Source organism: Dactylosporangium sp. NBC_01737 (genome assembly GCF_035963215.1).
Lineage (GTDB): Bacteria > Actinomycetota > Actinomycetes > Mycobacteriales > Micromonosporaceae > Dactylosporangium.
Genome location: NZ_CP109153.1, coordinates 2,034,687 through 2,047,556, shown reverse-complemented (window position 1 = coordinate 2,047,556; position 12,870 = coordinate 2,034,687). Strand labels below are relative to the sequence as shown.

Genomic DNA, 12,870 nt, shown 5'->3' with positions numbered 1-12,870 from the left:
CTCCTTCCGCGTCAGCGGGGGAGCAACCGTACCTCCGCGACCCGCCGGGGTCACACCATGCGAGTAAATCTCAACCGAACGTACGACGTCCTGATGACGGCGCTGTTGCCCGCTTAACGCAGCGGGGTGACCGTGAGCTCCAGCGGCTCGGAGCCGTCGTGCGGCTCTTCCTTGGGCGCCCGGCGCCCGGGTCGCAGCAGGCCCCGCACGGCGACGATCGTGCCGGCCGCGAGCATCGCGGTCGCCGCCACGGCGAGCGGGTAGCCCGCGCCGACGTGGACGGCCTCCTCCGGCAAGCTGTACGCGGTGTACGGGCTGGACCCGAGATGCTCGATCGACCGCTGGAACCCGACGAGGACGAGCGCGTTGCCGGCGAGCAGTCCCACGGCGGCGGCGGCCGCGGCCCGACGGGCCAGGCCGCGGGTCACGATCAGCACGCCGATGCCGACCAGCGCGAGGGCGAGCGTGCTGAGGTAGACCACGACGTGGCCGTTGTTGAGGCTGGCCAGGTCGATGTCGATGCTGGCGGGCACGGTGCGGTCGTCGCCGATGAGCGGGTTCGCCTCGTTGCCGGCGGCCCGCAGGTTGATCGAGCTCCACGGCAGGTATTGCGCGGCGGCGGCCAGCACGAACCCGATGACCAGCATGGCGATCGCCGCCGGACCGACCCCGCGCTCCGCCGTTGCGGCGGAGGCGGAGTAGGCAGAGGACACGGCGGGCACGCCCACCGATGTTTCGATGAGGACCGGCTCAGTCATACCGGGCAGGGTAGCTCAGGAAACGATGTGCAGGTTGAACCGCAGATCGCCCTTGGCGCCCCACACCGCCAGCCACAGCGGGAGGTACTGCTCCATCGCGAACGCCTTGTCGATCCCGCCGAGGTCCAGCACGTCGCCCTCGGGCCAGCCGAACTTCGCCAGTACCCCCTTGACCAGGGTCTTCGCGTCGGCGTCGTCGCCGGCGACGAACATGGTGTGCGGCTGGGACAGCAGGTCGGGGCGGACCATGATGTCGCAGTTGACGGTGTTGAGCGTCTTGACGACCTTGAGCGAAGGGAACGCCGCCTGCAGCCCTGCGGCGACGGGCTGCACCGCGGCCGAGGTCAGGTCGTTGGAGATGTCGACGAGGACCTTGCCGGTCAGGTCGCCTGCGGAGCGCAGCACGTCGAGTGACGCGCCGCCGGGGGTCGCGTTGAACAGCAGCGAACCGTGCGTGGCCGCGTCGGCGAACGTGCCGGCGCGGCCGCCGGTCCGTTCCGCCCAGGCGACGGCCTTCGGGTTGGCGGCGTCACGGGAGCCCATGACGACGTCGTACCCGACCTCGATCAGGCGGGTCGCGATGGCCTCGCCGACCACGCCGGTGCCGAGGACGCCCACATTGCGATCAGTCATGTCCAGCGGCAACACCGCCAGGCGCCGAAACATGCCGCCTGGCGCGACCGATCGCGATCAGCCCGGTGGAGAACCCGAGCAGCGGCATCGCCGCCAGGGCCAGCCAGCTCCCCGCTGACGTGCCGACATCCGCGATCCGGCCGGGTCCGGCGAGCTGCCCGTCGAAGGTAGTGATGAGGCCCACTACGATCGAGGCGGTCACCAGCGACAGGATCGGCCCGGCGAGCCCTGCGATCTTGCGGCCCTGATTGGCGCCCATCGCCGCCGCGCCGAGCAGCGCAATCAGGCTGAGCAGCAGGATCACGTACCAGACGCCCTTCTCCAGATTGAGGATGGTGAGGCTGTCGAGGCGCTGCTGCGCCCTGCGACCGGACCCGGTCACCACCAGCTGCTGCACCCACGGCACGAAGATCGAGGCAATGCCCGTGATCAGGCCGGACACGCCCAGCCAGCCGCCGATCTGCACCAGTTTGTGTTGCATCAACCCTGCTCCCCTCAAGACTGCCGAGCTCGTCCCAAGGAGCACACGCAATGGGCTAGCGTCTGGTTCATGCCTACTCGCACTTCATCCGCCCGCTGGGAGGGCGACCTCAAGTCCGGCGCCGGCACCGTCTCGACCGGCTCGGGCACCTTCCAGGGTTCCTATTCCTTCCCCTCGCGCTTCGAGAGCGGCGAAGGGACCAACCCGGAGGAGCTGATCGCGGCGGCCCACGCGGCCTGCTTCTCGATGGCGTTCTCCAACGGCCTGGCGAAGGCCGGCTTCACGCCCACGTCGGTGGAGACCACCGCCGCGGTGCAGTTCGGCCCGGTCGACGGCGGCTTCGCCATCACCCGGATCGACCTGACCAGCCGCGGCGACGTCCCCGGCATCGACGCGGGCGAGTTCGACAAGATCGCCGCCGAGGCCAAGGCCGGCTGCCCGATCTCCAAGGCCCTCGCGGCCGTCGAGATCACGCTGGACGCCAAGCTCGTCTGAAGTTCCCTTGAGAGGGTCCCCCGCGATGGGGGACCCTCTTTGGCATGCCGGTGAAGATGAGCAAGGAACGCTTCGAGGAGCTCGTGGGCGACGCCCTGGACGAGGTCCCCGAGGAGTTGCTCGACCTCATGGACAATGTGGTGATCCTGGTCGTCGACGACCCGCCGGCGGGCGAGCCGGACCTGCTCGGCCTGTATGAGGGGTTCTCGCTGACGGAGCGCGGGTGGGACTACTCCGGCGTGCTGCCCGACCGGATCTCGATTTACCGCAACCCGATCCTCGCGATCTGTGACGATGAGGATGACGTCGTCGACGAGGTCGCGATCACCGTCGTGCACGAGATCGCGCACCACTTCGGCATCGACGACCGGCGCCTGCACGCACTGGGCTGGGGCTAGTTTGCGGCGGGTGCATACCGTGCGAGTCAGGTTCGTCGTCGAAGGGACGCCCGATGCGCAGTGCGCTGTTTGCCGCTGAAAACATGGAGAAGGAGTCGCAGCAGCCCGGGCTGCGGCTGCAGAACTCCAAGATGCTCAAAGCCGAGCTCAACGGCGAGATCATGGCCCGGACCGGCACCATGGTCGCCTATCAGGGTCAGGTGCAGTTCCAGGCGCTCGGCTCGGGCGGCGTCGGCAAGTGGCTCAAGTCGAAGCTGACCGGCGAGGGCGTCCCGCTGATGAAGGTCTCCGGCCGCGGCGACGTGTTCTTCGCGGACCGCTCCGCCGACGTGCACCTCATCGACCTCGAGCCCGGTGACGCGATCTCGATCAACGGGGCCAACGTGCTCGCGTTCGACGCGTCGCTGCAGTACGACATCAAGATGGTCCAGGGCGTCGGCATGATGTCCTCGGCGGGCCTGTTCAACTGCGTGTTCACCGGTCAGGGCCGGCTCGCGATCACGACGAAGGGCACCCCGGTGGTGCTGACCGTCGACGCGCCCACCTACGTCGACCCACAGGCGGCGATCTGCTGGTCAGCGAGCCTGCAGACCGGCTACCACCGCGCCGACCAGCTCGGCATCGGCACGCTGCTGGGGCGCAGCACCGGTGAGGCTTTCACGATGAGCTTCGCCGGGCAGGGCTTCGTCGTGGTCCAGCCGTCGGAGGAGCCCCCGCAGGGCCTCGCCGGTGGCCAGGGACAACAGCAGCAGGGCGGGGTCCTGGGCAATCTTCTCGGCGGTTGATCGCGCTTTCGTAACGGGTCCTCCGCGAGGGCTTGGCGGACCCGTTACGCTGCGCACCGTGCGCGGTGACATCTTCAAGGCCGAAAACATGGCCCAGCCCCCAACCCAGGCAGGCATGAGCCTGCAGCACTCCAAGTGCGTCAAGTACGCCGTGAACGGTGAGGTCATGGCCCGTCAGGGCGCCATGGTCGCGTTCCGCGGCAACCTCCAGTTCGAGGTCAAAAGTCAGGGCGTCGGCAACTTCCTCAAGCGTGCGGTCACCGGTGAGGGCCTGTCCCTCATGGCCGTGCGCGGACAGGGCGAGGTGTGGTTCGCCGACGCCGCCTCCGACTGCCACATCGTCGACATCGAGCCCAACGACGCGTTGACGATCAACGGCAGGAACGTCCTCTGCTTCGACCCGTCGCTGCGGTACGAGATCCAGCGCGTCCAGGGTGCCGGCATGTTCGGCGGCGGCCTGTTCAACAGCGTCTTCACCGGTCAGGGCAAGCTCGCGATCGTCACCGAAGGTGCCCCGATCATCATCCCGGTGAGCCCGCAGGCGCCGGTGCTGGTCGACACCGACGCCGTCGTCGGCTGGTCGAGTAGCCTGCAGACCAGCATCCAGAAGAACCAGAGCCTCAAGTCGATCCTCAAGGGCGGCTCGGGCGAGCTGTTCCAGCTGGTGCTGCAGGGTCAGGGCTTCGTCATCGTCCAGCCCAGCGAGGGCAAGCCGGCGGCGGCCCAGCAGAAGCCGGCCGGCCTCCTCGGCGGCATCGGCGGCTGACACATCGGAAGGGGATGGGCCTGCCGCCCATCCCCTCAACCCCCGTTGCGGAGCTCACTGAGCCAACTGGCGGCGTCGGTGAAGTCCTCGTCGGACAGGCCGGGCGCGCGGCGCGGCGGCGCGTCCCCGTGCGACGCTCGCGGGTAGGAACCCAGGAACCGCACGTCGGCGCAGATGCGGCGCAGCCCCTGCAACGCCTCGCCCATCTGGGCCTCGGCGACGTGCCCGCCGCAGTCGAGGAAGAACACGTAACGGCCGAGGCGTTCGCCGGTCGGCCGGGACTCGATCCTGGTCAGGTTGACCCCGCGGACCGACAGCTCGGTCAGGACGGCCAGCAGCGCGCCGACCCGGTCGTGGGCGATGTAGACCGCGAGCGTGGTCAGGTCGTCGCCGGTCGGCGGTGGCGGCGGGCCGGGCCGGGCCACCAGTGCGAAGCGGGTCATCGCGTCGGGGTTGTCGGCGATGTCCTTGGCCAGGACGTGCAGCTTGTAGCGGGTCGCGCCGATGGCGGCGCACACCGCGGCGTCGAACTCGCCGGTGCCGGCACCGATCGCGGCGGTCGCGTTGGACAGCACGTCGACGACGGCCGCCTGCGGCACGTGATCGCGCAGCCACTTGCGGCACTGGGCGCCCGCCTGTGGGTGCGCGGCGACCGACCGGACCGAGTCCAGCGGCCGGTCCTCCGCGGCGGCGAGCACGAACTGCACCGGCAGCACCACCTCGCGGGTGATGATCAGCGGCTCACCGTTGGCGAGCTCGTCGAGGGTGACCCCGACCTGCCCGCCGATCGAATTCTCCAGCGGGACCAGCGCCGCGTCGGCGTCACCGGCGCGCAGCGCGTCGAGCGCCTCCGGGACGCTGCGGGCCGGGGTCAGCACCCCGCGGTCGGCGGCCGGGACGGTCTTGAGCGCCTGCTCCGAGAACGTGCCTTCCGGCCCCAGGTACACGAACCGCGTCGGCGGTACACCAGGCATGGGTCAAGCCTAGACGCTGCCGCCGGCCGCTCAGCAGTTGGCGGTGCTGAGCAGCGCGGGCGGCGCGGTCGCCTTCACCACGACGGTGCACGGGTCCGTGCCGACGGTCACGACGGTGAGCGCGGCCGGGGCGCCCTTCGTCATGACCTGCAAAGGTTCGCTGCCGGTGACGGTGAGCACGGTGTACTGCCACACCCCCGCACACAGCGGCCCGGTCTTCACGGTGACGCCGGCGCCGGACGGCAGGTTGGGCCGCGCCCGGCGGACCGCCGCGACGACCTGATCGCCGGTCGGGCGGCCGTTGCACTGCGACACGTACGCCTCGGAGAACGGCTGCTGGCTCGGGCTGCTGCTGGCGGAGCGGGCGGGGGTGGTGCGCGCCGGGGCGACGGGCGTGCTGAACGGCGTCGGGCTCGCCGACCTCGCCGCAGGCGGCGACACGGGCGGCAGGAGCGGGCCGGAGTCACCGCGCGACCGGGTACACCCGGACAGCAGACATCCAACGCTGACGATTGCCAGCACGGCGGCCGCGGTGCGCATGCAGCACATCGTAGGACGTCAGTCCCTAGACGCTCCCGGAGGTCGTCACCCGGTGCCCGGCGGCGTTGAGGGCGGCCAGGGCCTCGTTGAGCCGCACGGCCGGCACCAGGACATAGTCGGTGTCGAACGTGGAGAACGCGAAGATGTTGACCCTGGCATCGGCCAGCGGCGTCACGATCGAGGCGAGGATGCCGGTGAGGGCGAGCTGGACCGGTCCGGCGACGCGCAGGCAGCGCCACGGCGTCTCGACCGAGGCGCCGTCGGGCACCCGGTCGGCGGGGCACAGGATGGAGACCTCGTCGGGTGTCCACGTCACCGAGATGACGTCGGGGCCGGTCGCCGCCGCCTCGATGAGGCCCGCCGGCAGGGGTGATCCGGCCGGCAGACGGCCGATCGCATAGTCACCTGGCAGCACCTGGAGGTCCAACATGACAAGGAGCGTACGGTGCGAACGCGGTGCGTGGCGGGAGCCGTGAGCCAAGTTACGTGCGGCGGTCACACAGTGCTGAAGAAGGTGAGTGAGCCGACGACCTGGCCGTCCTGCAGCAGGGGGGTGGCGATGGCGTCGAACGTGCGCGGTCCGGTCGCGCAGCGCACCCTGACCAGCCCGCGGGCGAGCCGCCCCGAGGACAGGGCGAGCAGCGGCGGCGTCTTGTTGATCTCGGACGCGTCCAGCGCGCCGCCGTCACCGAAGTCGAGCAGCTGAAGGACACCGTCGACCAGAGGCCGGTCGATGGCGGACTCGGTGAGCCCGAGCAGGTCCTCGAACGAGGCGGACACCGCGACGATGACCGCCTTGTCGTCGATCACCAGGCTCGGCTCCGCCGCGTCGGCGACCGTCGCCGCCCAACGGTCGAGTGACGACTCGGCCGGGTCGGGCGAACGGGCAAGGTGTGGGTCGGAAATGGAAAGCTCGACATGCGCCACAGCGCCTCCTCAGGCACCGGTGCTGCGGACGCGTCCGCGCAGCGAACTCATCATCGCATCAGTCAGGGTGTGATCGGTCCCCAGCGATTGCTCAATCCGGCGCTTCGCGTCGAGCGGCTCCACGCCGCAGAGGCTACTCCGCGTCACCCCGCTTGTCAGTGCCCACCCGATCCCCGTCCTTGTACCAGCGGTAGCTCTCGGCGAACGAGGCATAGGTCTGCGAGGACCACGTGGCCGGGTGCAGCGCGAGCGAGAACACCTTGTCGACGGTGTCCTCGGCGAGCCGGTTGCCGCGTGCGTTCAGGACGCGGGGCAGCTCGTGGTACGCGGTGACCAGACAGCCCTTCGGCACCCCGTAGAAGCTGATCTTGCCGGTGCCGGCGAACGCCAGGATCGGCATGACCGGGATCGACACGCCGGCGCTGCGGGAGAGCGCCTCGGCGGCACCCTTGGCCTCCGCGCGGGTCTCCTCGACGTACTTCGGGCGCTTGCCGTCGATCTGCACGATGTCACCGGCGAACGAGACGCGACTGCGACCGTGGTCCTTGACCGTCACCGCGAACACGCCACCCGGGCCGATCGCAAGGAACGAGCGGCGTTCGGCGCCGGTCAGCTCGCGCAGGTCCAGGACGTGCCACTCCTCGCCGAGACGGCCGATGAGGCTGCCCATCCTGCGGTACAGACGGTTGTGGCCTGCCTCTTCCCTGCGTGCTCCGCGTTCGGCGCGTCGCTCGCGCATCCAGTCAATGGGGGAAGGCCGGCCGGCATCAACAATGATGCGATCGTCAAACCCGTTGGGCTGCGAATCCGCTCCGCCACGATGCAGCAGCTCGGTCATCTCGCACACCTCCAAGTCGCCGCTCGGTTGCGTGTGTGTTCAAACACCGTACGTGTTCAAACGGCCGATCGGGATGACTGGATGGTTGAAAGACATGGAATGACTGGGATGAATGCCGCATTCACGACGTCTCATGAATTTGCAGATGGCGCCCAACCGGTGGATAACGGGTCAGCCGTTAGTCTGATCCGGTGAGCCATCATCACGTCGACAGCGAGGTCGGACGGCTTGGCACCGTGCTGCTGCACCGTCCGGGCGCGGAGCTGGCCCGGCTGACCCCGCGCAACAACGACTCGTTGCTCTTCGACGGGATCCCATGGGTCGGACGCGCTCAAGAAGAGCATGACACGTTCGCGCACGCCCTGCGTAGTCATAATGTCGAGGTCGTCTACGTGTCGGAGCTGCTCGCCGAGACCGTCGCCGTGCCCGCCGCCCGCGACGAGGTGACGCACGCGATCCTCGACGACGTCCGGCTCGGCGACACGCTGCGCCGGCACGTGGCAGAGCACCTCGGCGCGCTGGACCCGGCGACCCTGGCGACCACGCTCATCGCCGGGCTCTCCCGGGCCGAGCTGCGCGCCGGCAGCGGCCTCGTCCACGCCCTGATGGACCGCGCCGACTTCATCATCGACCCGCTGCCCAACCTGCTCTTCACGCGCGATTCATCCGTCTGGATCGGCGATCAGGTCGCGGTGACCAGCCTTGCCATGCACGCCCGCCGCCGCGAGACGACCCTCACCCACGCGATCTACCGGCACCATCCGCGGTTTGCCGGGACGTCCCTGGTGTACGAGCCGGGTCTGGAACACCTCGAGGGCGGCGACGTGCTGCTGCTGGCGCCGGGTGTCGTGGCGGTCGGCGTCGGCGAGCGCACCCGGCCCGCGGGCGCGGAGCGGCTGGCCCGGCGCTGCTTCGACCGCGGCCTCGCCCACACCGTGCTGGTCGTGCCGATCGCACAGGAGCGCGCGACCATGCACCTCGACACGGTCTGCACGATGGTCGACGTCGACGCGGTCGTCATGTACCCAAACGTCGCCAGCACCCTGCAGGCCTGGACGGTGACCTCGGCCGGCGCCTCCGATGACCTCACGATCTCCGGTCCGGAGCCGTTCATCGTCGGCGCCGCGAAGGCCATGGGGATCGACACGCTGCGGATCATCGACACCGGACTCGACCCGGTCACCGCCGAGCGCGAGCAGTGGGACGACGGCAACAACACCCTGGCGATCGGCCCGCGGCTCTGCGTCGCGTATGAGCGCAATGTGGAGACCAACGCCCAGCTGGAACGGCACGGCATCGAGGTCATCCGGATCCCCGGCTCCGAGCTGGGCTCGGGCCGGGGTGGTCCGCGATGCATGTCCGCACCGATCGCCCGGGCGGTTTGAAGCTGTTCAGCGCATGGCTCTACCGCAGAGGCTGGAGGCGGCCGATCAGGCCCTGCTTGCTGCGGCGCTCGGCGGCGGTCAGCGGTTCGGTGACGGCGAGCGCCTCCGTGTAGCGCTTGGAGAACTCGGCGACGGGCGCCTCCCACTCCTCCGACTCGACCTCGAGCGGCAGGTCCCAGACTGGGGCGAGGAGGCCGTGCGCGCGGAACATGCCGGCAAACTTGGTGTTGTCACCGAGCAGCAGCCCGCCACCCGCGGACAGCCGCGACAGCGCGTCCAGCGCCCGGTCCTCGTCGTCGCCCAGCACGAGCCGCACGTGGGAGCGGTCGGTGACACGGCACCAGTACGTCGCGGGCGCCGCCGACAGCCGCGCCGTCGGGAAAATGCTCGCGTTGGCCCGCTCCAGCGACGCCCGCACGTTCGGGTCGTCGGTGGCGTTGTCCTCGAGCCAGTACTCGAACCCGGTGTGCACCGTGATGTCCAGCGGCGCGTTGACGATCACGTCCTGCAGCCGCGGCCCGACCCCCGGCAGCGGCGGGATGTTGACGGTCTGCCCCGTCGGCGTGTCCAGCGCGCACTGCAGCGCCACCGCGAGATCACGGGACACGTCCCCCGACTGCACGTGCCGCTGCAACCCGATGAACACCCGGCCGTCGGGCTTCGTCATCGCCGGCCAGGCCATCGGCAGGACCGTCGAGAGGATCACCGGACGGTCGCCGTACCGCTCCGCCAGCTCGGGCGCCAGCTTCAGGGGTGCCGAGGCGGCCGGCACCAGTTCACGCAGTGCGACCCACTCCGGCTCGTCGGCCAGCCCCTCGAACGGGCGGCCCACGTAGACGTCACGGATCTTCTGGCGCTTCTCGCCGTCGGCGGACCGGCCACGGGGGGTTTTCGCTCGCTTGCTCACGGCGACCCAGCCTAGGCGGTCCCGCCGCCCCGCGGGCGAACACCCACCACCTCGGGCGCGTCACTCACCCCAGCGCGTCCTCTGTTACCGACAAGTCGGAAATGTCGCCCACCGTGGCGTGCGACCGGCCCCGGCCGCCGTGATCAAAGGACAGCCGTGGCCGCCCCCACAACCACCCCGCGCCTTGGATCACCAGCCGACAGCCTCACACTCCCCAACGCGCGCCGGTGGCGACACCGCCCCAACAGCGAGCGCCGACCGGCAGGCGACGGGCAGCAGGCGACGGGCAGCGGCGGCAGCGCACGGCGGGCGGCGGTGCACGGCGGGCGGCGGTGCACGGCGGCGGCGGCACGGCGGGCGGCGGCGGCACGGCGGGCGATCATGCAGCAGCGGCGCGGCGGGCGGCACCGCGCCGACGCGGCGGACGCAGCCGGCGGGCGGCACAGGCGATGCCGCGTCCCGTGATCCAAGGACAGCCCTGGTCGTCCACGCGACCAGCCGGAGACTTCGATCAGCGAGCGAACGGGCAGACAGGCAGCGGCGGCACGGCGGTGGTCATGCAGCGGCGCCGCGGCGGCACCCTGCCGACGAGCGGGCGGCACCGCGCCGACGGCGGACGCAGGCGGTGGGCGGCGGGCGGCGGGCGGCACAGGCGATGCCACGCCTCGTGATCCAAGGACAGCCCTGGTCGCCCACGCGGCCAGCCAGAGACTTCGATCAGCGAGCGGGCGGGCAGACAGGCAGCGGCGGCACGGCAGGTGGTCATGCAGCGGCGGCACGGCAGGTGGTCATGCAGCGGCGGCGCGGGGGCACCCTGCCGACGCGGCGGGCGGCGCTGCGCTGACAGCGGATGCGGGCGGCGGGCGGCGGGCGGCACGGGCGATGCTGCGCCTCGTGATCCAAGGACAGGTCTGGTCGTCCATGCGGCCGGCCGGAGACTTCGATCAGCGAGCTGGCGGGCGGACAGGGCGGCGGGGCGGGGTGTGTTAGAGGGTGGCCCAGACGCATTGGCCTAGGCCGTCGCGTTCGACGCCCCAGCCGGTTGCCAGGGCGGCGACGATGGTCAGGCCGCGGCCGTCGATTGCGTCGGGGGCGGCGACGCGTAGCTCCGGGCCGGCCGCCGCGCCGCCGTCGGTCACCCTGATCTCCAGGGTGTCGTCGTCGAGCAGGCGCCACGCGACGCGGATGACGTCGCCGGGCAGTGGGGCGGCGTGGCGGACGGCGTTGCCGACCAGTTCGGCGGCGATGGCGATGGCGTCGTCGAGGCGGTCCTCGGTGACCAGGGCGTCGAGCTCGTGGGCGAGGCGGTGGCGGGCGACGTGTGCGCCGCGAGCGTGATGCGGGACGACGACGCACCAGGCGCGCTCCGCGACGGTTGTGGACACCCTCTCAAGCCTCCCCGTGGGTATCTGCGTCGGCGCGGGGCAGTCGCACCTCGGCGACGGTCCCGCCTCCTTGGCGTGGACGCAACGATACCCATCCATGTTGACGCTCAACGATCCTACGCACGAGATAGAGCCCGAGTCCGACGCCGCCCCGGGTCCGCTGGTCGCCGGTCTCCAGCTGCCAGAAGCGCTCGAACGCCTGCTCGACGTGCTCCGGGCGGATGCCGATGCCCCGGTCGGCGACCCTGAACCAGACGGTTTGCGCGTCCGCACCCGCGGTCAGAACCGCTTCTACCCAGTTCAGGGAGTATTTACCCGCATTCGTAACAAATTCCGCAAGGATGGTAGCGAGGGTGGCGCGCTCGCCGAGGGCCTTCGGGAGGGTCTGCGGCAGCGCGACGGTCAGGGTCCGGCGCTGCTCGGGGCTGAGGTCGTCGACGGCGGCCGTGAGCGTGTCCACCAGGTCGAAGGGGAGCAGCGCGGACGCGTCGCCCGGCGTGGACTCGTCGCCGACGGCGTTGAGGAGGCGGTCGACCAGGCGGCTGAGCTCGCGGGCGCGCTGGCCGACGACGTAGATCGCCTCGCGCCGGGAGCCCTCGTCGAGGGAGTCCCAGTGCTCCACGAGCGTGTCGGCGTACCCCCGGATGACCGTGATCGGGGTGCGCAGCTCGTGGCCGGTGAGGGCGATGAACAGGTCACGCCCGTCGGAGGGCTGGTCGGCGCGGGCCCGGAACGAGACGCCGACGTCGGTGCCGCCGGGGACGGTGGCGGCCCGGATCTGGATCCAGGTGCCGCAGGCCATCTGGTGTTCGACGGTCTCGGCGCCGGAGGGCAGCGGGAAGGGCCACGGCTCGCCGATCGCCGCCTCGGGTGAGCGGGCGGTGAGCAGGGCCGCGGCCGGGTTCCAGGTGCGCACGAGGTGATCGGCGTCGAGCAGGGCAAACGGCTCCCCGACCGGGTCGATGGCCGGCGCGCCGTCCCGGTGGATCGGCAGTCCGCGGCCCAGGGTGTACTGGAGGCCGACGAGTCCCGCGAGAAAACCGATGGCGGCGCGTTCCTCGGCGCCGGCGGTGTCTTCGGCGTCGCGGTAGCCGGCGACGAGGACGCCGACGGCGGTGCTGCCGGCGTTGACCTCGACGGCGACGAAGCGGGCGAGCCCGCGGCCGCGCAGGTGCTCGCCGCCGACGGTGCCGAGGAGGCCGACCGGGAACTCGCGGACCCTGGAGCCGTACTGCAGCAGCCCCCGCAGCGTCGGGTGGATCAGGTCGACGGGGCGGCCGAGGGACCAGTCGAGCGCGGCAGTGGCGGCGACGACCCGGCCGCTGTCGTGGCCGTATTCGATGAACGCCGCACCGGCCGCCGCGGTGGCCTCGACCGTGACGTCGACGGTGCGCTGGAGCGCGGGCAGGCCGCCGGCGCCGGTCGCGAGTTGCTCGGCGATCTCGGCCAGCCCGCCGAACACGGCGGTGGCGTCGACCGGACGGCGAGCATCGACCATGGTGCGAGTCTGCCTTCCCGCGCTTCGCTTTGAAAGGCTATTGACGAAACTTGTCGACGTGGGATTCCGGCGGACCGGAGCGGTGCGACGACGGATTCCG

General features: G+C 70.9%; 16 protein-coding genes. 5 read left to right on the top strand and 11 right to left on the bottom strand.

Going from position 1 to position 12,870, the window contains the following annotated elements:
* Nucleotides 1-113: 113 nt before the first annotated feature.
* Genes OHA72_RS08895 through OHA72_RS08885 form a run of 3 tightly spaced genes read right to left on the bottom strand, consistent with a single transcriptional unit; the run spans nt 114 to nt 1,872 of the window.
* Nucleotides 114-758 carry a hypothetical protein gene (locus OHA72_RS08895; protein WP_327007355.1) on the bottom strand — a complete coding sequence of 215 codons (645 nt, stop codon included), beginning with the start codon at nt 756-758 and terminating at the stop codon, nt 114-116.
* A 15-nt stretch (nt 759-773) separates the two neighbouring features.
* On the bottom strand, nt 774-1,391 hold the full coding sequence (locus OHA72_RS08890) for an NADPH-dependent F420 reductase (protein ID WP_327007354.1): 618 nt from the start codon (nt 1,389-1,391) through the stop codon (nt 774-776).
* On the bottom strand, nt 1,384-1,872 hold the full coding sequence (locus OHA72_RS08885) for a hypothetical protein (RefSeq protein ID WP_327007353.1): 489 nt from the start codon (nt 1,870-1,872) through the stop codon (nt 1,384-1,386). The genes OHA72_RS08890 and OHA72_RS08885 overlap by 8 nt, the downstream gene beginning before the upstream one ends.
* 69 nt (nt 1,873-1,941) lie before the next feature.
* Here OHA72_RS08885 and OHA72_RS08880 point away from each other — a divergent pair, with 69 nt between their 5' ends.
* The 4 genes from OHA72_RS08880 to OHA72_RS08865 are packed head-to-tail and all read left to right on the top strand — an operon-like array spanning nt 1,942 to nt 4,316.
* Complete coding sequence (locus OHA72_RS08880) at nt 1,942-2,367, top strand: OsmC family protein (RefSeq protein ID WP_327007352.1); 426 nt, start codon at nt 1,942-1,944, stop codon at nt 2,365-2,367.
* Between the two features lie 50 nt (nt 2,368-2,417).
* A complete protein-coding gene (locus OHA72_RS08875; protein ID WP_327011514.1) occupies nt 2,418-2,765 on the top strand; it encodes a metallopeptidase family protein in 348 nt (115 codons plus the stop codon).
* A 53-nt stretch (nt 2,766-2,818) separates the two neighbouring features.
* A complete protein-coding gene (locus OHA72_RS08870; protein ID WP_327007351.1) occupies nt 2,819-3,550 on the top strand; it encodes an AIM24 family protein in 732 nt (243 codons plus the stop codon).
* 58 nt (nt 3,551-3,608) lie between these two features.
* A complete protein-coding gene (locus OHA72_RS08865; protein ID WP_327007350.1) occupies nt 3,609-4,316 on the top strand; it encodes an AIM24 family protein in 708 nt (235 codons plus the stop codon).
* A gap of 35 nt (nt 4,317-4,351) precedes the next feature.
* Here OHA72_RS08865 and pheA read toward each other — a convergent pair whose 3' ends face one another.
* The 5 genes from pheA to OHA72_RS08840 all read right to left on the bottom strand — a co-directional run bounded on the left by pheA (nt 4,352) and on the right by OHA72_RS08840 (nt 7,595).
* The gene (gene pheA / locus OHA72_RS08860) at nt 4,352-5,290 is read right to left on the bottom strand and encodes a prephenate dehydratase (RefSeq protein ID WP_327007349.1); all 939 of its coding nucleotides are present in this window, start codon (nt 5,288-5,290) and stop codon (nt 4,352-4,354) included.
* A 30-nt stretch (nt 5,291-5,320) separates the two neighbouring features.
* Nucleotides 5,321-5,830, bottom strand: a complete 510-nt coding sequence (locus OHA72_RS08855) for a hypothetical protein (protein ID WP_327007348.1) — start codon at nt 5,828-5,830, stop codon at nt 5,321-5,323.
* Nucleotides 5,831-5,855: 25 nt separating this feature from the next.
* On the bottom strand, nt 5,856-6,260 hold the full coding sequence (locus tag OHA72_RS08850; protein WP_327007347.1) for an ACT domain-containing protein: 405 nt from the start codon (nt 6,258-6,260) through the stop codon (nt 5,856-5,858).
* A 65-nt stretch (nt 6,261-6,325) separates the two neighbouring features.
* Nucleotides 6,326-6,757, bottom strand: coding sequence for a hypothetical protein (locus OHA72_RS08845; protein WP_327007346.1), 432 nt, complete (start codon nt 6,755-6,757; stop codon nt 6,326-6,328).
* Nucleotides 6,758-6,890: 133 nt separating this feature from the next.
* On the bottom strand, nt 6,891-7,595 hold the full coding sequence (locus OHA72_RS08840) for a hypothetical protein (protein ID WP_327007345.1): 705 nt from the start codon (nt 7,593-7,595) through the stop codon (nt 6,891-6,893).
* A 191-nt stretch (nt 7,596-7,786) separates the two neighbouring features.
* On the opposite strand from OHA72_RS08840, the gene OHA72_RS08835 reads away from it, so the two are divergent.
* Complete coding sequence (locus tag OHA72_RS08835; protein ID WP_327007344.1) at nt 7,787-8,980, top strand: arginine deiminase; 1,194 nt, start codon at nt 7,787-7,789, stop codon at nt 8,978-8,980.
* A gap of 19 nt (nt 8,981-8,999) precedes the next feature.
* Here the strand turns inward: OHA72_RS08835 and OHA72_RS08830 are convergent, their stop codons facing one another.
* From OHA72_RS08830 to OHA72_RS08820, 3 genes are all read right to left on the bottom strand, one after another.
* Entirely contained in the window at nt 9,000-9,887 is an 888-nt protein-coding gene (locus OHA72_RS08830) for a DUF5926 family protein (RefSeq protein ID WP_327007343.1), read from the bottom strand.
* 986 nt (nt 9,888-10,873) lie between these two features.
* On the bottom strand, nt 10,874-11,272 hold the full coding sequence (locus tag OHA72_RS08825) for an ATP-binding protein (protein WP_327007342.1): 399 nt from the start codon (nt 11,270-11,272) through the stop codon (nt 10,874-10,876).
* Between the two features lie 4 nt (nt 11,273-11,276).
* Complete coding sequence (locus OHA72_RS08820; protein ID WP_327007341.1) at nt 11,277-12,770, bottom strand: sensor histidine kinase; 1,494 nt, start codon at nt 12,768-12,770, stop codon at nt 11,277-11,279.
* Between the last annotated feature and the right edge of the window lie 100 nt (nt 12,771-12,870).

Bases quoted from the DNA above. Each gene is read 5' to 3' on its own strand.
- OHA72_RS08895 (WP_327007355.1), bottom strand. From the start codon at position 758: ATGACTGAGCCGGTCCTCATCGAAACATCGGTGGGCGTGCCCGCCGTG.
- OHA72_RS08890 (WP_327007354.1), bottom strand. From the start codon at position 1,391: ATGACTGATCGCAATGTGGGCGTCCTCGGCACCGGCGTGGTCGGCGAG.
- OHA72_RS08885 (WP_327007353.1), bottom strand. From the start codon at position 1,872: ATGCAACACAAACTGGTGCAGATCGGCGGCTGGCTGGGCGTGTCCGGC.
- OHA72_RS08880 (WP_327007352.1), top strand. From the start codon at position 1,942: ATGCCTACTCGCACTTCATCCGCCCGCTGGGAGGGCGACCTCAAGTCC.
- OHA72_RS08870 (WP_327007351.1), top strand. From the start codon at position 2,819: ATGCGCAGTGCGCTGTTTGCCGCTGAAAACATGGAGAAGGAGTCGCAG.
- pheA (WP_327007349.1), bottom strand. From the start codon at position 5,290: ATGCCTGGTGTACCGCCGACGCGGTTCGTGTACCTGGGGCCGGAAGGC.
- OHA72_RS08855 (WP_327007348.1), bottom strand. From the start codon at position 5,830: ATGCGCACCGCGGCCGCCGTGCTGGCAATCGTCAGCGTTGGATGTCTG.
- OHA72_RS08850 (WP_327007347.1), bottom strand. From the start codon at position 6,260: ATGTTGGACCTCCAGGTGCTGCCAGGTGACTATGCGATCGGCCGTCTG.
- OHA72_RS08840 (WP_327007345.1), bottom strand. From the start codon at position 7,595: ATGACCGAGCTGCTGCATCGTGGCGGAGCGGATTCGCAGCCCAACGGG.
- OHA72_RS08820 (WP_327007341.1), bottom strand. From the start codon at position 12,770: ATGGTCGATGCTCGCCGTCCGGTCGACGCCACCGCCGTGTTCGGCGGG.